This window comes from Syntrophobacter fumaroxidans MPOB, from assembly GCF_000014965.1.
GTDB lineage: Bacteria > Desulfobacterota > Syntrophobacteria > Syntrophobacterales > Syntrophobacteraceae > Syntrophobacter > Syntrophobacter fumaroxidans.
In genome coordinates this window covers 4,851,274-4,870,759 of the sequence record NC_008554.1, presented here as the reverse complement: position 1 = coordinate 4,870,759, position 19,486 = coordinate 4,851,274, and the positions used below count along the sequence as shown (strand labels likewise).

15 protein-coding genes, 1 tRNA gene and 1 riboswitch are annotated in these 19,486 nt (G+C 59.7%); of the genes, 4 read left to right on the top strand and 12 right to left on the bottom strand.

Annotated features, from left to right (window positions below; all coding sequences use genetic code 11):
* Positions 1–8: 8 nt before the first annotated feature.
* From SFUM_RS20655 to SFUM_RS20645, 3 genes are read right to left on the bottom strand one after another with little or no spacing between them, the layout of a single operon-like run.
* Positions 9–1,106, bottom strand: coding sequence for a radical SAM protein (locus SFUM_RS20655; protein WP_041441166.1), 1,098 nt, complete (start codon positions 1,104–1,106; stop codon positions 9–11).
* Positions 1,103–1,390: a PqqD family protein gene (locus SFUM_RS20650; protein ID WP_041441164.1), complete on the bottom strand. Its 288-nt coding sequence runs from the start codon at positions 1,388–1,390 to the stop codon at positions 1,103–1,105. Before SFUM_RS20650 ends, SFUM_RS20655 begins: the two co-directional genes overlap by 4 nt.
* Positions 1,387–4,791, bottom strand: coding sequence for a C25 family cysteine peptidase (locus SFUM_RS20645; protein ID WP_011700786.1), 3,405 nt, complete (start codon positions 4,789–4,791; stop codon positions 1,387–1,389). Before SFUM_RS20645 ends, SFUM_RS20650 begins: the two co-directional genes overlap by 4 nt.
* Before the next feature lie 659 nt (positions 4,792–5,450).
* Here SFUM_RS20645 and SFUM_RS23055 point away from each other — a divergent pair.
* The gene (locus SFUM_RS23055; RefSeq protein ID WP_150109594.1) at positions 5,451–5,687 is read left to right on the top strand and encodes a hypothetical protein; all 237 of its coding nucleotides are present in this window, start codon (positions 5,451–5,453) and stop codon (positions 5,685–5,687) included.
* A gap of 119 nt (positions 5,688–5,806) precedes the next feature.
* Positions 5,807–5,881: riboswitch (cyclic di-GMP riboswitch) on the top strand.
* Positions 5,882–6,020: 139 nt separating this feature from the next.
* On the top strand, positions 6,021–7,211 hold the full coding sequence (locus SFUM_RS20640; protein ID WP_011700785.1) for a hypothetical protein: 1,191 nt from the start codon (positions 6,021–6,023) through the stop codon (positions 7,209–7,211).
* A gap of 365 nt (positions 7,212–7,576) precedes the next feature.
* Here SFUM_RS20640 and SFUM_RS20635 read toward each other — a convergent pair whose 3' ends face one another.
* Complete coding sequence (locus tag SFUM_RS20635) at positions 7,577–9,409, bottom strand: C1 family peptidase (RefSeq protein WP_167321387.1); 1,833 nt, start codon at positions 9,407–9,409, stop codon at positions 7,577–7,579.
* Between the two features lie 778 nt (positions 9,410–10,187).
* Here SFUM_RS20635 and hisB point away from each other — a divergent pair.
* Positions 10,188–10,781, top strand: coding sequence for an imidazoleglycerol-phosphate dehydratase HisB (hisB, locus tag SFUM_RS20630; RefSeq protein ID WP_011700783.1), 594 nt, complete (start codon positions 10,188–10,190; stop codon positions 10,779–10,781).
* Between the two features lie 103 nt (positions 10,782–10,884).
* Here hisB and SFUM_RS20625 read toward each other — a convergent pair whose 3' ends face one another.
* Complete coding sequence (locus SFUM_RS20625) at positions 10,885–12,378, bottom strand: mechanosensitive ion channel family protein (protein WP_167321386.1); 1,494 nt, start codon at positions 12,376–12,378, stop codon at positions 10,885–10,887.
* 531 nt (positions 12,379–12,909) lie between these two features.
* Here SFUM_RS20625 and SFUM_RS20620 point away from each other — a divergent pair.
* Positions 12,910–12,986 (top strand) — tRNA-Met (locus SFUM_RS20620).
* A 622-nt stretch (positions 12,987–13,608) separates the two neighbouring features.
* Here the strand turns inward: SFUM_RS20620 and SFUM_RS20610 are convergent.
* From SFUM_RS20610 to SFUM_RS20580, 7 genes are all read right to left on the bottom strand, one after another.
* Positions 13,609–13,836, bottom strand: a complete 228-nt coding sequence (locus SFUM_RS20610; RefSeq protein WP_041440457.1) for a hypothetical protein — start codon at positions 13,834–13,836, stop codon at positions 13,609–13,611.
* A 198-nt stretch (positions 13,837–14,034) separates the two neighbouring features.
* A complete protein-coding gene (locus SFUM_RS20605) occupies positions 14,035–15,798 on the bottom strand; it encodes a hypothetical protein (RefSeq protein ID WP_011700780.1) in 1,764 nt (587 codons plus the stop codon).
* A gap of 30 nt (positions 15,799–15,828) precedes the next feature.
* Entirely contained in the window at positions 15,829–16,179 is a 351-nt protein-coding gene (locus SFUM_RS20600; protein WP_011699269.1) for a hypothetical protein, read from the bottom strand.
* A 670-nt stretch (positions 16,180–16,849) separates the two neighbouring features.
* On the bottom strand, positions 16,850–17,329 hold the full coding sequence (locus SFUM_RS20595; RefSeq protein ID WP_011699270.1) for an ERCC4 domain-containing protein: 480 nt from the start codon (positions 17,327–17,329) through the stop codon (positions 16,850–16,852).
* Positions 17,320–17,601, bottom strand: a complete 282-nt coding sequence (locus tag SFUM_RS20590) for a hypothetical protein (protein ID WP_041441157.1) — start codon at positions 17,599–17,601, stop codon at positions 17,320–17,322. Before SFUM_RS20590 ends, SFUM_RS20595 begins: the two co-directional genes overlap by 10 nt.
* A 244-nt stretch (positions 17,602–17,845) precedes the next feature.
* A complete protein-coding gene (locus SFUM_RS20585) occupies positions 17,846–19,036 on the bottom strand; it encodes an AAA family ATPase (protein ID WP_011700778.1) in 1,191 nt (396 codons plus the stop codon).
* The gene (locus SFUM_RS20580; protein ID WP_150109591.1) at positions 19,033–19,215 is read right to left on the bottom strand and encodes a hypothetical protein; all 183 of its coding nucleotides are present in this window, start codon (positions 19,213–19,215) and stop codon (positions 19,033–19,035) included. The genes SFUM_RS20585 and SFUM_RS20580 overlap by 4 nt, the downstream gene beginning before the upstream one ends.
* Positions 19,216–19,486 lie beyond the last annotated feature (271 nt).

The following is a 19,486-nucleotide window of genomic DNA, read 5'->3' as shown; positions in this document are numbered from 1 at the left end:
CTCTCCTCCTACGCGCTCGAATCGCCTTGCAGGACCTGCAACCGGTGAGTTCCCAACTGGCACAGAAATCCCGACGGTATGCTCGCCGAGGCGTTTTCCAACTCGAACAAACCCGGGCAGTATCCGCACACCGGACGTTTCGCGCATTCAAAGCACGGTTGTCCTCTGACCGCTCTCAGCCCGGAGATCGCCGCCCCGGCCCTTGCGTGCGCCGCCCTGAAGCCTTCCGCAAGGGCATCGAACGCAAGCGAGCGAACCATCAGACAGGGGCGAAGCACCCCCCCGGGATCGATGTGAAACGCAGCACGACCCGCACCGCATTCATACAATGCCGACGGAGGCGACAACGCCGCGGCGCGTTCGAGGTATTTTCTGTAGCTCGAAATCCTCTCCTTTTCGGCCAGTTCCAGTTCCACCGCACGCCGCGGGTCGACCCGCTCGACAAGAGGGGCGGGAGTGCCGTCCAAACGAGGGCAAACCACCGGGTCCAACCGGAACCCGGTGCCGAAGTGCTTCGCCAGCGCTTCCACGGCGGGGATCTCCTGCACGTTGCTCCGCATGATCATCGTCTTGAGACCCGTCCGGATTCCGCCGTCCACCAGTCTGCCGATGCCTCTCAGACACCGTTCAAAGGATCCCGGCACCCGGGTGATTTTCTCGAAGGTCCCGCGCGTCGCCCCGTAGACGCTGACCTCGACCAGGTACGGGGGAACCTCCCTGAAGATTTCAATATGCCGTGCGTCGATCAGGCAGGCGTTGGTGAACACGGTGACGATCAGCCCCAGAGACCGGGCGTATCGGTAGATCGACTCGAAATCGGGTCTGAGCAGCGGTTCGCCCCCCGACAGGAGAACGTACAGGCACCCTGCTTCCGCCGCCTGCCGCAACAAGTCGCGAATCCGGGCGGCGCCCGCTTCCGGCCCGAGCGTTTCGTGGTCTCCATCGTGCGGCCCAAGATAACAGTGAATGCAATTCAGATTGCATCGATAGGTGAGATCGAAGGCTCCGAACAGCGGAATCCGATGTTCGACGGCAATGCGCGCAAGTTTGCGCAGGTGTTCGGCACCGTCGGGAATGGGAGATGAACGGCAGTCCACGACTGTCATGGCACCTCTTCGACCAGGTTGGCCGCGCTCAGCAGCCCCAGGAATTCTTCCAGGTCCGAGGCGGCATCCTGGGCCCGAACGATATAACGGTCCTGGAGCAAGCGCAGAATATCGTCGCGCGAATGCGTGCCGTCCAGCCGGCGCCAGATGAAATCGCCCACCTCGTTCAAAACGAACAGCCTCTGCATCTCGGCCGACCTGCCGCGGATGGGGACCAGCAGAACTTCGCCGTGAATGTCACGTCGAACGATGTTGTCCAGGCGACGCATTTTTCCTTCCGTCACGGCCTCACCTCCAGGGCAGGATCTCCCAGCAGTTCGAATGTCTCGAGGATGTACCGATGTCCCCCGCCGTTTGCGTAATTGCGCCCGGCCTCGGCGATGACCTCTCCCAGCGCGGCCCCGCCGATGCCGCCCAAGCCACACCAGAGACCTTCGTCAATCGCCAGCGACTCCTGGTTCTGCACCATCCCCGTCGGCGCCCAGACCGCAACGGCGCCTCCGGCCGGATGCTTGATCAGCGCCTCGGCAAGGCTGTCGTAACCGGGGATGCCGAACTGCCCGACGACGCAGGTCATGCCGAACAGCACGGGCAATCGGGGAGCGTTCGTCATGGAGGGGACGTCCGAGGCGGTGAGGATTCGTTCCCGGGCAAGGCTGTCCACCGCGGAATGTCCGATATAATTGATCGCGAGCACTCCCGAACTCAATGCTTCGAGAAGCTTGGAGCGCGCGGCCGAAGGGGACATGGTCGAGAGGTAGACCTTATCCCGGGTGAGCCAACTCGGCATGAGGGAAGCGATCCTGTCGCTGTCGCTCGGGAAGTCGCCCCCGCCGTCCGGGTCGTCGGCCACCAGCAGGGCCCTGCCGCGCCATGGTTCCCCAAGGCTCGCTTCGTACTGTTCCAGCTTGGCCACGTAGGCTGTGAGCTGGCTTGCGTCGGTTGCCGGGATACGGCCGAGCGCCACATCGGCGAGCCCGTCCTCGCCGGCGAAATCTGCCAGCCGAGCATCCGACGGTGCCAGGCCGTTGGGCGTATCCGCCATGAGCGGCGGGACCAGCGCATCGCGATAGCCCTTGACATTCTTGTAGTCGAAGCTGCCCTCACCGGCGAACACCACGAACTTCGGAGCGGGATTCCAGGAAGACGCCTGCGCCAGGAAATCCCGAATCGCATACGGGGTGACGATGCCCCACGAAAACGCGTCGTAAATCTGCTCGGTGGTGACGACCAGCGTCGTCAACCCTTTGGAGCGGCGCCGGTAGTCGGCCAGGGACGAGGCAGCCCCGCTGAGTTCCGGTGAAGTGATGACGATGTATTCTCTCCCCTTCCCGGCTTTGCGCTTCAGACCCGCCGACGTTCGAAGCCCAAGGTACGCGGGCTTTCCGGCAGCGGAAAGACAGACCGTCAAATAGGGCCGGCCCGCGGCCTCGGACGTGAATTTCACCCAACCGTTCCCCGCGCCCCCTCCGGTGGCCGCAGGGGTGAGGATACGCGGGAATCGCGGAACGGCAAGGTCCAGGACCAGGATCCGGGAGCTGGAGAACCCTTCGACCAGGATGGGCCCCGCCGCGTCGCTTCGAATCAGCAGCCGGTCGGACACGGCCCTGCATCGCCTTTCGTAGGAAAGGTCCAGGGAGTCGAGCGCAAAAAGGCTGTACGGCACATCGGAGTCGCGAACGGCGATCAGCTCGACCGAATTGTCCCCGTCCCGAAGGACTTCCGAGGGCACACCCAACGTCACGCTGTGCGGAACGCTTCCGGTCCAGGAATCTTCCCCGAGGATCGTTCCGTTCAACTTCACGATCGCGTGGTGCTCGTTGTGCACGCCGGTTTCGGTGATGCCCCGCAGGTTGACCGTGAGCGTTCCTCCCCCCGCCGCGCCGTCGGCTTTCACGGCGAATGAAGCGGCCTGGAGCGACGGGTCTCCCGCCACCAGGTATTCCCAGAGCCAGAAGTCGCTCTCCGGGTCGTGGAACAGCGACGTGAACAGCCGAACGTCCTGCTCCGCATGCAGCCGGTCGGTGAAAACGGTGCGGGGCGGGATCGATGCGATTCTCCGCGCCGGCAGCGAACGCATCGGAAGCCCGGCCCCCACCTTCAGAAAATAGACGTTGACGTCGGTGTAAATGCTCCGGATGCCTTCCCCGTAGAAGTAAAGCGATTCGCCGTCCGCCCCGGCCATGGTCGCGACGCGGCGCCCCCTGTTCGAAAGCATCACTTGCCGAGCGCGGATGCAGCCTCGAACGGTGTTCACGGGAAGTCCCAGAGCGGCGGCAATCTCCGTTGCATCCAGGCGGTAGAGACCGGGGTCGCGGACGCCGATCTTAAGGGAGCGGGGCGTGTTGCCGGCCGGAACTGCAAGGTTCAAATCCGCGCCGGCATTGAAACCGGGAATTCCATCCCGTTTGACCCGTGTGGGCGGGACCTTGCCTTGCCGTGCATAGCTCTGTCCATCGGGCAGCATGCCGTCCGATTCCGCGCCGGGCCCGTCGACGACCGGTTTGACGGAAAACGGACCGTAGATCCTGCGGGACCCGCCGAATTCGATTTCCTCCAGCACGTAGGAGAGTGTCTTCCCCGGGGATGCATCCAGGTCCGCGGCGTAGTATCTCCCTCCCTGAGGTTCCCCGAGCAGCGCGGGAATAAGGCCGTCATTGACCCGGGTTCGAGCCCCGGTGCGCGGCTCCACGCGGTAGAGATTGAATCCGGCGGTCTGGACCTCGGATGCCGTCTCCCATATAACAACCACCCGGCCGTTCCGGAGGTGTGCGGTGAAATCTGAAACCACGGCCTGTGTCGGGCTTCCCCACATGGGAGTCGTGATCGGGTCCGTCAGGCTCACCCCTCGGCCGATGTCCCCGCTTGTAAAAAGCTGAATGGGGTTGTGATCGTTGGCGCCTTCCCGCGTGGCCGGCATCATATACAGCGTGCTGGCGCAGAGGTCGGGGACGGTAGAATCTTGATAGGCACCCACACGCTGGAAATAGGCGCAGCTCACCGCCATGTCGACAAACGTGTACGTACCGCCTCCGCAGGCAATCCCGTCCACGGTGCGGACGAAACCCTCGCTTCTCGCCGTGTAGGTGCCCGCAGACGTTCCGTCGATATCCCACAGGTACTTTTTGACGATGCAATTCGGGTTGACACCGGTTTCTTTGCAGTCGTAGTCATCGCTCGTATAACTGTCCCAACCCGCGGCCGCCGTCTGCCCCGCTGCCGGCACCTGGAATTCGAGCCCGTGGGTGGTGTAGTCACCACTCTCTGAATCCCACGCCAGGGAGTACTGGGGGAGAGGATCCGTGCCGGGGGTTCGCAGATGCACCCAAACGGTGTCGTCGTATGTCCCGGAGCCGACGGTGCCGCTGTAGTTCATCCTCACGCGGAAAAACAGGAAGGGCTGAGATCCGCTGTTCTTCTTGACAAAGTAGAGGTTGGGACACGTGCCGTCGCCGACGAGCTGGATCTGCTCCCCGATCGCCGCATCGTTGTTGGGCTCGGTTTCCGTGCCCATTACTTTCCAGTCGCCGTCCTCCGGCCACGTGATGCCGCTGCACGTGTCGGGATACTGGCACAGCTCGGCGGCGGAAACGTGCGATACAAGCGGATGGAATCCAGTTGTGCCCACAAGAAGGATTATCCACAACAAATTCTGCACTATTCCCCTGATACTGTCTCTCAACATATCTCCCTCCCGAAATCATTTTCTGGCGGTCAATACGTGATGCAAACTCGAAAATGGCGGAGGGCACTCCTTTTTGTCATTGCCGTGAAAGGAACCGTCCCGGTTGTTCAGGTTGTCACTGCTCCAGTATTCCCCGGGAATGAGGTTCCTATTGGATTGCTCGACAGACTCTCCGCTGTCCGGTCACGTCGACTGTGACATGATCCGCTTCAGAATCTTCGCTGATGGATAGAGAACGTTGATCAAGAGCAGAACGAACCGATGTATCTCAGACATCAATATTTACTTTTTATTTTAATGCTGTTGACGACCCATTGTCAAATCCGTTCTTTGAAGCACTCGTTTTTTCTGATTTTCGGATCGGATATGGACCGGATGGTGCTTTTGAACTATGCGTCAAATAGGTGTAGGAGCGGCAGGGTGCTGATACGAACTGACCTGGATAATCAAATCCCCGGTGAGTGTGTTTTCATGTTCTGCAGGTTCCGCAGGCGTCGGGGGCATGCAGAATTTCGTGCAAAATGGCAATAATGTCGGGAGGGCGTAAAGCCCTCCTTTTGCAGGTCGGACCGGCTCACCCTCTCCGACGGTCTCTCAGGCGCGGGGGCGCGGCATGGCACCCCCCGCCGCAGCGTCAGGCGAACCGGTGTTGTGTAATCTTGCCATCAAACGCGAATCGCTCGGGGACCCAGCCCCTCGAGCAACGGTCCAAGAGGAGAACGGTTCGGCTCGATCGGGCATTCATCCAGCACAACGCCTGCGCGGCCACGATAGGTTACGGCCTGTTCGTCGTAACCCATCGATTTCCGAACGCCCGGGCGCTGAGGGCAGCGGTTCGCGCGTCCACTGCCGTGTCTCCGGGCAGCCCCTTTACCGATGTCTTCGACCTTTATTAGCGGGTTCTTTTGAAGTTGTTGTTAACATTTATAGTTTGCATCGCAAATTACCTTATGCTATGGTTTGGCCAAGGGTGTCGTTCGGCGGGTTCATGCGCCGAGAGCGACCTTTCGACCTCTTGTGAAAAAGCCAAACCTCCCGCGAGGGGGGGACGGAAAACCGCGGGTCTCACGTAGACGGCCGGGTTGCCTGAAAGACGGCAGCCCGGCTTTTCTGTTTGTGGACGGGGTGCTTCAAGCGTCGAACAGGCGGAGAGGTTACAAGGATGCGAACAAGGAATCTGTTAGGTCTGAAACGGTGAGAACACCCATAATGCAAGGAGGTGGACAGAGATGAAAAAGCAGATTACATGGGTTGCACTTTTTGCGGCATGCGCTTTCATTATCGGCGCGGGGACCGCAAACGCTCAACTCCTTGAACTATTTATTCCAGACATCCCGGCGGTTTGCGAACCCGTCGTCTGGGACCTCACGGCAGGGCAGCACAACAACGCAGGCACGGTTGAGGTCACAAACGATTCCACTTACCTCTACGTAACCTACAACCTGACATGGCCGGACGCTACATTCGGCACTCTCCATGTGTGGGCGGGGAACGACCTGAGCTCAATTCCTACGAACAATCAGGGAATCCCCGTGCCGGGCCAGTTCCCTTACCAACACAACGCCGCGGGCCTGACCAGTTATACTTTCGAAATTCCTCTGGCATCATTGAACGCCGTGGATGTTGATGGAAAGCCGGTGTGCGACTTGTCCTTGTATGTTTTCACGCACGCCGAGGTCTACATGGACAGTGACGGCGACGGGTGCAAGGAGTGGGAGACTGCCTGGGGCGGTGACCAGCCCGTGAACGTCGAAGAGCCGGGGCGCTGGTACTTTTTCGGCCAGTACGCGATCTGCTGTGGCGACTTCCCGCCCCCGCCGGTATGCTGGTCCGAAACCGCCTTCGCCAAGGGAACCCACGTATTCGCCTCCACCGCCAAGGCAAACCCTGAAGGGCTTCCGAGTCTCGATCTGACCAGGCAACGCTGGGGCTGGGCCATCAACCTCACGCAGCAGGTCACCGAAGAAGAGTACCCCATTTATGCGGGGGCAGGTTTGAACGACACCACCAAGGGGGTGGAGGTCGGAACACTCTACGTGACGTGGGACGGCTCGTCGGCAACGGTCAGGTATGCCTTGCTGCCGGACTACAAGCTCCAGGAAGTCCACTTGTACGCGTCCGACCTGAAACCGACAAAGATTGCACCGGGCCGGTACGGCATCACCAGGTACTATGACGCCGGCGCATCCGGTGACACATTCTCCGGGCTGACACTGACCGACACAAACGGTGACGGCGTCTGGATCATCGGGCACGCGGTGGTCTCCAAGGGCACCTGCCCGGAGGGCGCACTCAACTCCTCTGAGATCAACATGATCCCGGTACGGCAAACAGCTCCGGCTCCCCAGTTGCTGCAGAAGCCGGCGACGGCCCCCGCTACCCCGGTGTTGAACGAATTGCGGGCGGTTCCCGTTCGCTGATAAACGCCTGGTGGGGTAGATCGCTTGCTCGATCACTCCGGCATGTAACGGGAAGGGGCAGGTCAGGGACCTGCCCCTTTTTTCCTGGTGGTGGTAGTGTTGTTGGATGCCTGCCTGGCGGGATGCTGTACCCGGTGCTCGCAACACATGGAAACGGGTACGGCGACCGGCATTTTGCCGCATTCCCGGGAGTAACCCGCAATCCGATCGCAATAACCGTCGCCGGGCAAACAGACCTCTCGATTCATCGCCTCTTGAAAACACCGGTGTTCTTCCATGCCATCCCGGCGCACGGTATCGCCCGAGGAGAGAAGAAACGGCGGGGCGAAAGCCCGCTGCGTCCCTGTGCGCCTGGCCCGCCGCAGCTATTTTATGATGCTGAATTCCGCGCTCGTCGCCGAGGAACCGTTGGTCTTGCTCGCGACCTTGATCCGGTAGGTCCCTGCCGCCTGCTGCTTGCCGATCCTCCAGTTGTAAGAGCCGATCCCGCCGGTGCCGATCTTGGCCTTGGAACTGATCGCCGTTCGAGCGCCGGTAGCGGTGTTCACGGCCTCGATGGTCACATAGGGACCCGGGCTGCCCGTGTACGTCCACTTGACGAGCAGGGCCCCCCCCACCTTCACGATGGAGCCGGCGGTCGGAGATATGACGGAGGTTATCTTGTTCTCCGTCGCGGCGAAATTCAGGCTGGACGCTGCATCGGTGAAATCCAGGAACGCCGGGCTGAACGTGCAGCCCGTTTTTGATGGCGTCGCCCGGTATTCCGTCCCTTGCTGAAACCCGCTTTGTCTCCACCCGCCCTGGAAGTCGGTGACGACAGGGGCGGGGATCGTGCCGGCCCCGGAAACTCTGCTGAAACTGATGGTCACTCCCGAAAGTCCCACACTGCCGGAAACCGCCGTGCCGGCCACTTCGAAATCCGCCGCCGGGTTGATGGAAAACGGTCCGCTCGTGCCGTAGGCGGAACTGCATGCCGTGCTCGTGACCATTACCGAAAAGTTCGGCCCCTGAAGATCGGAGTCGACCAGCCACGAGAATGATCCATCCGCCAGGAGGGCATTTGCCTGGATCGTCCGGACGCGATTCCCTGCCTGGTAGAGATCGATACTCGCGTACGGGCCGATGCTCCCCGAGTCGCTCCAGGTGATGGCGTGCATCGTTCCCGCCTGCAAGGTGGCCGATTCGGCCGGAGAATCCACGGTGATGGCCCCGTTGCAGGCCGTCTTGGAGTACGCCAGGGTGGTCCCCCCGAATTTCACGCAGTTGCCGACCTGAGAGTAGGCGATTCTGAAATACCCCGATTCACCCCACGCGGCTCCCCAGCTGTTCTTCACGATGAAATACCCCACCGGGTCGGCGGCATCGGCATCCCGATAGCCCACCAGCGCCACCGCGTGATAGCCCACGAGGGGGTTGACCGTTTGATCGCAGGAAATGGCCTCGTAAATGCCGCTGCCGTAGTAGCGGTAGAAGTCATTGTAGACCGCGTAGGTCGCCACGAGAGGGCCATGGGTGTTCAGGGCGTTCTTCATCGCATCGACGGTGGCCGATACCCCGCTCCAGGCGTCGATCCGGAAGCGGGTTTGATCGCAGTCGGGGTAGGAACCCGGGTTGGGGCAGGTTGTGCTGCCGATGTTGTAGGCGTAACAACCGGAGGGGAATTCCCGCAGCAATCCCGTGGTGGCTGCATAGCTCGAGGCCGTGGTGACGTACCCGCCGTTGCAGCTGCCGGCGCCGCTGCAGGTGAGCATGACCTGCTCGGACAGATCGTAGGCACTGCCGGGATCAAGGGGTTCGATCGGATCGTTGTTGGCGATCTGGGTCGCGGACTCAAGGATTGCCGTCGTTGCGAAAGCCCAGCAACTGCCGCAGCTCCCCTGGTTCTTCACGCGGGACACGTAGTTGCCCGGGGCAACCCCGAACGCGTTGTCGGCGCCGATATTTCGCCAGTCCACGGCGGTCGCCAGGCCTGTGGGAACATCGCCTGCACCTTCGGCAGGCGGGACGGCGGCGGTGAACCCGTCCCTGAGGAGTCCGAGTCCCTTCCTTTCGGGGTTGAGGTGTCGCTCAGCAACCCACTTGAGATTCCTGTCTTTTATTCTTTTCTGCACATCGGCCAGTTCTTCGGCAAACGCACCTGCGCTACCGAAAAACGTGGCATAAAACAACGCGAAACAAGCCACAGCAAGTCGTTTCAAGTGCATACTCCCCTCCCCGGCACCCATGAGAGACCTTGTTCGCCCCTTCGTGCGAACTCCTTGCGGTTCGCACTCGAGGCTCATCAAATAATGTTTTTTGCCCTTTTTCGTGTGATGGGGAATAAAGTGCAGCATCTGTGCCATCCGGAAAGCCCGTTTGGAGGCTGTGCGCCGCGCAAACCGGAATCACGCGTGACAATGGCTCCGCTCGGGCGCGGCCGCTGTTCCGCAAAGCGGGTAAGACGTCCCGGCATTCGAAACCGTCATTGGAATGACACGGTTGTAACTCAAGAGCCGCAGGCGACGACCGGGCATTGCGGCAATGGCTGAAGGCCGCCTCGGCGGCGCGCCGCACGGTGTACGGGACGTGGCGTTGGCCGGCAGGCCCTGGATGCGAAGGTCGAGGTTGGGGAAGGCATCCGTCGGCCTGCTTGAGGCTGACACGCCCGGAACGCGCGGTTACGGGCGGCGTTGTGGGGGCGTGTTTGCAGAGCCGAAAGGGCATACCGGCGGAGACAGGGGCGGCGAGCGCCCCGGCCGGGTTGCGGCGGCGCACGGGAAAGCCCCAGGTGCGCCCCTGTTTGCTCCGGCATCCAATTCTCTGGTGAAATCGTTCAAATTATGGCATACAGACGGGCAGTGGGAGAACGGAGAAAGAGCGGCGGCCGGCGGGCTTCACGCCTGCCCGCAAGGCGGCCCGGAGTCCGGGAACGATACCGTTCCGAGGAAGGCACCGACCGATACCCAACGGCTTCACACGATCGGAGGATACCGACACATGGCTGGCAGGCGACAGGGAACGGTGGAGAGAATCACCAGCGAAACCAAGATCATGGCCGATCTCACGGTCGACGGGGAAGGAAAAGCGGAACTGCGCACCGGGGTTCCCTTTCTGGATCACATGCTGTCGCTTTTCAGCGTGCACGGCTTCTTCGATCTGAAGCTCCAGGCCGAAGGCGATCTCGACGTCGACGCCCATCACACCGTGGAGGACATCGGCATCTGCCTGGGAGGCGCCCTGGCGAAAGCCCTCGGGGACCGCAAAGGGATCCGGCGCTACGGACATGCCGTGGTGCCCATGGACGAAGCCTGCGCCTCGGTGACCCTTGATCTTTCCAACCGCCCGTTCCTGGTCTACCGCGTTCCCACGCTCGCGGCCCGGGTGGGGCGGTTCGAAACCGAGCTGGTGCCGGAATTCTTCCGCGCGTTCTGCCAGCACGGCGGCGCCACCGTTCATGTCCAGGGTCTGTACGGAAGCAACACGCATCACATCCTGGAAGCGATCTTCAAGGCACTGGGGCGCGCATTGGACCAAGCCACACGGTTCGATGAACGGCGCTCGGGCATTCCGTCCTCCAAGGGAACCCTGTAGGCGGGGCACGGGAAAGCGAGCGGGCCGCGTCGCGCGTCGGGGGAAATTTATTCTCGCACCCCGCCGGGCCAGATTTCCGGGAAAACCACGACTCCGAAAGACCTCACTGCCTGGAACCGAGGCTTATCCTTGCCGGCCGGTCCGGCGCCTCCGCATCCCGGCCATCCAGATTGTACTGGTACACCGTTTGGGTCGGGAAAGCGAATTCGATCCCCTCCGCCTCGAACCTTCGCATGATCTCGAGACAGGTCTTCTGCACCCACTCCTGGAACTTCCAATGATCGGCCGGGTGGTACCAGGCGAAGATCGACAGGTTGAGGCTCCAGTCGTTGAACGCATTGAAGTGCACTCGAGGCGGATACTCAGGGCGCATGCCCTCATGGTTCTCCAGGATTTCCCGAGCGATCCGCACGGCCCGTTCCACCTTTTCGGCCGGCGTGCCATAGGTGAGCGTCAGGTTCGTGTGCCAGCGGATATAGGGCCGCCGGCCGATGTTCTCCAGGGTCGAGTTGATGATTTTTTCGTTCGGGATGGAAACCAGGTGGCCGCTCAGCGTCCGAATCCGCGTGCTGCGAAACCCCACGTCTTCGACGAAGCCTTCGTGCTTGTCGATGGCGATGCGCTCTCCCACCTGGAACGGCTTGTCGAGCAGAATCGTCAGGCTTCCAAGAAAATTCGCAATGGAATCCTTTCCGGCCAGGGCGATGGCCAGACCGCCGATCCCCAGCGACGCGATCAGCGGGCCGATCTCGATCCCGGTCAGGTTCTGGACGGTCATGATGCCGCCGATGACGATGACGAAAACCCGGAATATTTTGCCGACCAGCGGCACCAGCATGTCGTCGATGCTGTTCTTGCGCGAGTTGGCCCAGCGCCGCAGCTGCATGTCCACCACGTGGATGAAGCGGTAGACGAACCAGAACAGCGCTATGGTGCCGCCGATGTCGGCCGCCTTGCCGGCCATGCGATGGATGACGGCGTACGCTTTCGAAGATTCGAAGGTGCTGAGGATCGGGGACAGCGCCCAGTAGATGCCGTAGACCCTGATGAAGAGGGACAGGGGTCTGGACAGGGCGTCGAGGAACAGCGGCCACCAGCCCAGTCCCGCCTCTTCATCGTTTCTTGCCTTCATCTGCATCGCGATCAGGTGGCGGACGGTACGTTCGACGGCCGCGACCACCAGGAGCAGCAACAGGCAGACCAGCAGCTTGAGCCACGTGATGCCCAGGAAAGCCTTGGCGTTGATCCACTGGCCGACCGTTCGGGAGGCCCCCTTCCCTGCTTCGTCGATCTTCTTGCCGAGCACCTGGCCCGCTTCGTCGATGGCCTCGGTGTTGATGGGCGTCGGAGCCTCCGTCGCACTCTGGTCTGGAGCGGGCTCCTCCTTTCTCTCCCGGCTTTCCGGTTTTTTCTCCCGATCCGGGGCTTTTTTCTCGGGCGCGGCCGCCTTGGAAGTCGCACCGGAAACCTTATTCTGAGATTCGGCCTGTTTTTGCTGGGCTTCGGCCCGCCCCGGGACGACGGACGCCAGTGCAAACATCCCCAAAGCCAAAGCCCAAACCGAGAACAACAGGGCAGCACGCCATTTTCTCGTCATCGCATCATCCTCCATCCCGGCAGCGGCACGGGACAGCGCCGCTCGCGCCGATTTGTTTCCGTCACGGTGTTTGCGCGACTATAGAGGATTGACCGGCCGATTTCAACCGGCCGGTCCGCGAAGAAGCATCCCCGCTCGCAAAGCTGTATGAAAGTGTGGAACCGGAAGGCATTTTCGTGCAAAGATAGTGTTGCGGGAAATCATCCTACCCGAGCGGCTTGGGTCGGCAGGCTCCCCCAGCTGCGAGGACATGGACATCAGCAACATCCGCCCGCGCGAGCACGATCCTCAGTGAGTGTCGCCCCCATGCCATGGGTGCGTGGGACATCCGCCCGCGACGCCCGCGCACACACGACCCCGCGGCGGTTGCTCGGCGCTCTTCGGGCGGGTGCGGATTCGATCGCCTGCACCGGGGTCTTCCGTCGATGCAGGACGCAATGAGCTGATACTGCTCCCGTAAACGGGATAATGGTGAATGTGACGGAACCGCCTTGACAGCCGGCACACATTGGCGTATGTTTAACAAGTTGTCGCGGGGTGGAGCAGTCCGGTAGCTCGTCGGGCTCATAACCCGAAGGTCAGTGGTTCGAATCCACTCCCCGCTACCAGAAGAAAAACAGGGGCTTAGAGAAAATCTGAGTCCCTTTTTCTTTTGGATGATTCGCGCATTTCCAACCCTATTTCCAACCTTGAGGAACAACCCCCCCCGTGAACACCACAACCGACCAAAGGTAATTGAAAGGGATTTAAAATCCCTTGGCGCTTGTCGCCGTGCGGGTTCGAGCCCCGCCCCGGGCACCAGTTTACAGGGATCTCGACTTTTTGATAGTCCGGGAAGGTCCGTTTTATCCCGCTATTATCCCGCTTTTTGAAATGACGGGCTCCATTCACAGGGGCATGATCGAACTTCGGGGGATGGCCCAGCGTGCCGGGTTCACTCCAAGCGAACGAGTCGCAATCAAGAAAGCGATTGTTGACGCTGTGGAAGAACGACGCGGGAATCCAAACCTAAAATCAAATCCGGTCAAATGCCCGGAATTGGAAAAGGGCGAAGAGACCCGCTCCATCGCCGCCAAGCGTGCCGGGTTCACGAGTGAGATGACGAGCCGCCGGGCGGAGCGCGTGGTCAATCGCGGCATCCCGGAGCTTGTCGGCTTGCGAGGATACCCCTAGAATCAACGATCCCCCGCCCGGACGTGTGTTCGGTCGTCCAGGCAGGGAAAATCGATTCTAGGCGTATTGAGGCACGGGTTGGATGAGATTGTGGGCTGCTGTATCCAGCGCCTCACGAAGAGTAGTCCCATCCCCATAGGTGTACCGCCCGACGACGTAGACGAGCCATTTTTCCTGAGTCCCGTACTCGTCTACGTTGATCGTGTGGACTATGCTGAGGTTCTCACCCTTGAGTATTTCGGGCACAGGGGGGCTCATTCCACCGACTTGCAATGTCTTTTCCATGACTCACCCTCCAAATAAAAATCGCGGAAGAGCTGTCAAGGCATTCCTGCCCGCCCATGCGTCACCACATGGGCACTCTTCCGCGCGTTTGATTGTCGAGCATGAGCACAAACGGCCATAACGGCGGCCTCCGGGATTTTTTGACATGCTCAGAATATCACATCCGGGAGGCTGTTCAACAACAAAGTGGGCTCAGGTTCACTCCTCTCTGAATTGATTCATTGTTGCCATTCCAGCCGCCGTGGTTTTCTGACGTTGCGTGGCGGATTCGGCATACCGTCGCAGCAGGGTTTTCCCTTCCGGCCCTAACCACTTGTAGGCCGCCATCATGGGAAATCCGTTGTAGACCGCAGCCCCACCTACGGCCATAGGCCCGGCAAAGAAAGACCCCGGAGTCGCAAGTGCGCCCAACTTTCTTGCCCCTTCGATGAGACCTCCATGTTTTGCTTCGGCAGTGGGGAGCATTCCTTCACCTTTGGTTATCATCTTCGTCCATGTGCCCATGCGCTTGTGGAGCCCCGGATTAAACGCCTCGATCTTCGGTCCAAGGGTTTCCCATTGTTTTGCCCACTTGGCCGGATATAGAATTTTGCCAGTTCGATCCATTGCGGCGTCAAGGCTGTTCTCCAGGAATCGCGCAAGGCCCATGTTGAACACATCTTCGGGCATCGCCGCCTTGATTGCCTGAAGCCCTTCGATGTCCCCGGATGTGAACGCGGTTCGGATGATTCGTTCCGGGGCTGGAAGTGCCATGGATTTTCCAACCCCGGGGATCTTCATCTGCGGGTCGTACTGGCGCATGAGCTTCACAAAGAGGGGATTGTTCGACCAGTTCTGCATGACATTTTTGTATGCGTCATCGGCTTCCTGACGGAGTGCCGCTAGTGCCGATCCCCTTGCATTGTCGAACGCCAGGAGGTCAGAGTTTATGCTGTCCCGCATGGCGATTTTCACTTCCGGGCTTAGAGCCCCGGCTTTCTTCCCGCCAAGCATCTTAGAGATTTCTTCCGTGGTGAGACTGCCCCGGTTCAACAGCACATCAAACCATTGCCTGTCAGCCGGAGAGCCGGTTTCATAGAGTTGAGCGGCAAGGTTCCTGGATTCAGGTAGACCGATTTGGACTCCGGGAGCGCCTTCCTCGAACGCCCTGTATGCCTGTTTTGGCTTCTGAGCGAGTTTTGAGAGTTCCTCACCCCATTTTTCCCCCACGGCAAGATTTGTTTCAAGAACCGGGGCAATTTCCTTTACGAACGCTTCCCGTTCTGCGAGTGCCCAATCATTGAATTGGCGTTTGTACCGATCCACCATCCACTTGCCGCCCGGTGTGGCCTCCACGATGCTCTGTAGCCATGGGCGGGACTTCACCACCATTTGTGGCAACCCGTACATCCGCGCCGTTTCTTCAAGCACATTGCCGACCACGGGAGCCGTGAATTTAGCGAGACCGGCCACACCTTCGCCCAAAGCCCCCGCCGCAGCGCCTTCCCCGAGTGCGCCCGCAGTACGCGCCGCAATGGTCGGGTCAAGACGGTCCGGGATGCCCATGAGTGGCAAGGGTTCCATATCCGGTGGAGCGTTCCCGCGTGCCGTGTTGTTCATCTGCGAAAGAAGGTCGCCCACCATCGCACCAGCCCCGGAGCCCGCAATGTTTCCCAGAGGCCCGAGCGGGGAGCCAAGGATTCCACCGACAACCGCACCCTTCATGCGCGGGTCATCTGGCAGAACGGCATTGATATCCGCGCCTGGAAACGGGGATGAAACAGCGTTCCATGCCGCGTTCTGCTCGTCGCCCACACCGAAGCCGCGCTCCAGGAACGATTTGGGCTGTTCGGGTTGTGGAGCCATGGCCGGTTGAGCCGATTCTCCATATACCTGAGTCCTGATAACCTGCGTGATCTGCTCTTCGGGCATATCGTCCGGGAATTCCAGTTCCATGTTCTTGTCCGGTATTTCGACAATCATGTTTTTCTTCCTTTCTGGTCTGGTGCACCATTAGAACCTCTCCAGCGCCTGCCGCTCCCGCTCGATTGCTTCAGCGGGCTTCGGCATGACTTCGGGGAGGTAGATTATGGGCTTGTTGTGTTCGGTCGGCATGGAAATGTCCACCCTCTTTACCGAGACCACACTGTAGTAGAGTGTGAGCGCCTTCAACCGGACACGCTCGTTTTCGGATCGGAAGGCCAAGCGCGCCAATTCTTTTGCCGCACTTGTGCCCGCAAGTTCGCCTTCCCGCCTGAAAGCCTGAATCAGCGCGTCGACTTCTTTTTCTCCGGGAAGTTTGCGTTTGCGCCCGGCTCCAGGTCTTGCCCCCCCGCGCTTGGGTTGTTCGATGATGTCTGTCATTGTGATGCTCCCTTTTTAAATGCGTTGCATTTCGCTGGACGATGGATTGCATTACCTCAAAATTTTAATTGCCAAATTGCCCCGCCACGTGGACTTTCTCAGCAAGGAAGTGGTTTCTAGCTCTGTGTCGCAACCGCTCTCTTGTCTCCGCGCTGTAGTTCGGGTTCTTCCCCATGCGGAACGGATGCAAACTGCAGGTCGTCGTCTCGCATGCCCGAACTTCGGGGTTGCTCTGAACACAGTCAAGGCATCGCGCCCGAATCGCCCGCAAGGGTGAGGGTTTCCTTATCCTCGGCATGTGTCCAGCACGGTAGGCATGAACGGGGCATGTCTCCGCCGGGCAGAGTCCAACCTCACGTGAGCTTTCGAGACAGCACCACAAACAATGGTGGCGAATCGCCTGAAGGGGAGTCATCGGACAACCTCCTTTCCGTTGCGGTTGGTAAATTTTGGGATTTCAAAGTTTTGAGTTTGTGCGAACCCACGAGGAGTACTAATGCCGGGGGGTGTCGGACCCCTCCCCCCAGGGGGGCAACCTGACATTTTTTCGAAACGCCAAGGTTCTCCAGGTGCCAACTCCACCACGGTCAGGGGCTTCGGAAGGCAGTCAAGAACCGCGTAGCCGTTCCCGCAGTCATCCAGGATCATCCGACCCACAGGTGAGCCTCGTTCATTCAGCAAACGATAAGTTGTCATGGCGATTTCCTTTCTCGAAGAGCCGAGCGGCGCGCAAGATGTTGTGGCCGTACTTCGCCAACAAGCTGTACGTCATGCGCTCCCCGCCCGCTCGATTGCCGCAGAACAGGAACGGCGTGCGATACCTTGTTGAGAACGCCGCGATAGTTTCCACCGCAGCGTTGACTGTCATCCGCGAACGAAACCGACTGGCCAGGATGTTCGAAAGCGGGGCTTCGATGACCACACTGAAGAAGTCGAGCGCCTTTGCCCGGCATAGCTCCTTCTCAAATCGTTCACGATCATGGCTCAAGCATCCGATCAGATCGTCCAGCGATTTTCGCTCGATTGCAACCCGATCCTCGAATCCCGCAAGGGAGTAATCGCCGGTCGGCAAGGTGCCCCGCTCGGTTTGCACGTCGTAGCCCTCGAAGCCGTAGGGCGTTTGTTCACGGGTGTCGATGATTAGGCGCATGGGTTCTTTTCCCAATCAACAGTTCTTGATTGTCCGAAAGGGCAGAAGCAGCCTTGCACGCTTTTCCCCAAAACTTCCCTACAAACATCCTCGATGATGCTCAAGAATTCGTCCATCATCTCCGGCGTCATCCACGTTTTGCTGTGTAGCTGGAAAATCCAATCGAGCAGCATTGCCGGTGTGGTGCATCTCTCCAGGTCGATTTCATAGACATGCCGCCCGTTGTGGTTTCTCACTTCGATGGTGAGGTTTCGTTTATCGAAGGTGACCATGGGTTGTTCCTTTTTTGTTTCCATCTTCGGAAGTTTCCAAACCCAAAAGTTTCCAGTTTCCACCCCTTATAGGGGGTGGTGGAAACTTACGGGTGAGTTTCCAAAAAGTTTCCAAAAAGTTTCCATTGGCTGTTCGCGTAATTCCTTGCCTGGAGCGGGTTTACGGGTTTTGCCGTGTGGCCGAGTTTCCAAAAGTTTCCAAGCAGGAAACTTTGGCCGAGTTTCCATAAAAGTTTCCATTTTTTCACCCCTCCAAGGCACCAAATCCCAACTGTGTCAGCTTGTTTTTTTCCGTCATCCAGTGGGCTTTGATGGCTGCCGCTCGAACCTTGGAAACCTGCCCCTTGCTCACTTTGAGCAAGTCGGCAACGTCGGTCTGGCACATGCCTTCGTCCAGGTTCTTCAGAATTTGCATCTTCGTGGCCTGTTGTGCCGACTTCCATGTCCATTCCTGCGTGTCCCCAATGGTATTCATAAGCTGGAATTCCGTGTCGGCAATCAGGGGTAAGTGTTCGGTTGGGATTCGGGACTTCGTGAAGCTGGCGATGAACCTTGCGCCTTGCTCTGCCAGATAGTCATGAGGCTTCTTCAGGGATATGCACACATCGGCGTGGTCTTCCCGGCCCGATGTGCCGCGTTGCTGTCCGGTCTTGCCCTCGTGGTGAATCAGGATGGTCGTGATTCCTGCAAATCGAAGCTGGAGCAGCCAAGCGCCTATGGGATCCCAGGCTTCTTTGGAATTTTCATCGATGCCGCCTGTCACAGAGGCTAGGTTGTCGATCACGACTATCTTGACGTCGAGGTCCAGCAGGCTCTTTTTGAAGCCGTCGCGCCACTTCTCATCGAGCAAGTTTGCCTTCGGAAGTCTGAGACTGTACGCGTAGGCATCCGAGTAGACGAGCAGCCTGGATTTCCTCCCGGCGGTTCCCATTTCGCGGAGTCGCTTCTGCACGTCCACTGTGGCCATTTCGCCGTCGAGGTACAGACAATTCACGGGTTCGCCCGGTGTCCACGGCCCGAACGGTTTCCCCTTTGTGACGGCATCGAGGGCTCCTAGGATGAACCCCGACTTGCCCACACCCCGCCAACCGACGATGAAAACAATGGACTGCTCATTGATCCATGGGTGCAGGTAGGATTTTTTCTCGGGAAGCTGGAGCGAGACAAAGGCGTCGGCGTCAAGGATAGCATCCTGGAAGCAAACCGGGTCCGGTTGCTCGGGTGGAGCCTCCTGATTGGGTTCGCTCCCGTTTCCCCGCGCTCGCTGTAAAAGTCCAAGCAGTGTGCCGACATCGAAGCTACGGCCCTCAGACGGACAGTGTGCTGTATCCGCGTCTACCGTCAGGGTTGCTCTGCCGCACGAGGGACAGGTGAATGTTCCGTCGGCCTTCAAGTTCCCCGGCCATGCCGCCAAGAGGGTGTCTGTGATGTTCATCGGCCCCCCCCCGTCGCCCGTCGCAGTTCAGCGAGTTCGTCACGGATTTCGGCCATGCTGGATTCAACCGTCGCCCGGAGTGCTTCGTTGAGGGTCGCAACCAGCATGGCAAGGAACATAAGCTGCCGGTCGGTCAGCATTTCCGCGCCCTTGCCGTAAGCCAAGAGTTCGTCGTTCACAGTCGGTCCCCCGCTCATGACTAGTCCCCCACGTGGACAAGGCAGCGTTCCATGAAATTCACGACATCGGAAAGGCGATACCGGACGGAACGCCCAATCTTCGCGTACCGGATGCCCCGGCCTTTGGAGCGCTCGTTTCTGAGCGTCGGCAGTGCGCGGCCAGTGAGGAGGGAAACTTCGTGCTCATTGAGCCAACGGGATTCTTGCAGGTCTTGCGGTAGGCTTGTCATAAAAAAACCTCCATCTGTCGATGCAGAGGAGGCTCTAGGCG

Bases quoted from the DNA above. Each gene is read 5' to 3' on its own strand.
- SFUM_RS20655 (WP_041441166.1), bottom strand. From the start codon at position 1,106: ATGACAGTCGTGGACTGCCGTTCATCTCCCATTCCCGACGGTGCCGAA.
- SFUM_RS20645 (WP_011700786.1), bottom strand. From the start codon at position 4,791: ATGTTGAGAGACAGTATCAGGGGAATAGTGCAGAATTTGTTGTGGATA.
- SFUM_RS20640 (WP_011700785.1), top strand. From the start codon at position 6,021: ATGAAAAAGCAGATTACATGGGTTGCACTTTTTGCGGCATGCGCTTTC.
- hisB (WP_011700783.1), top strand. From the start codon at position 10,188: ATGGCTGGCAGGCGACAGGGAACGGTGGAGAGAATCACCAGCGAAACC.
- SFUM_RS20625 (WP_167321386.1), bottom strand. From the start codon at position 12,378: ATGACGAGAAAATGGCGTGCTGCCCTGTTGTTCTCGGTTTGGGCTTTG.
- SFUM_RS20610 (WP_041440457.1), bottom strand. From the start codon at position 13,836: ATGGAAAAGACATTGCAAGTCGGTGGAATGAGCCCCCCTGTGCCCGAA.
- SFUM_RS20605 (WP_011700780.1), bottom strand. From the start codon at position 15,798: ATGATTGTCGAAATACCGGACAAGAACATGGAACTGGAATTCCCGGAC.
- SFUM_RS20600 (WP_011699269.1), bottom strand. From the start codon at position 16,179: ATGACAGACATCATCGAACAACCCAAGCGCGGGGGGGCAAGACCTGGA.
- SFUM_RS20595 (WP_011699270.1), bottom strand. From the start codon at position 17,329: ATGCGCCTAATCATCGACACCCGTGAACAAACGCCCTACGGCTTCGAG.
- SFUM_RS20590 (WP_041441157.1), bottom strand. From the start codon at position 17,601: ATGGTCACCTTCGATAAACGAAACCTCACCATCGAAGTGAGAAACCAC.
- SFUM_RS20585 (WP_011700778.1), bottom strand. From the start codon at position 19,036: ATGAACATCACAGACACCCTCTTGGCGGCATGGCCGGGGAACTTGAAG.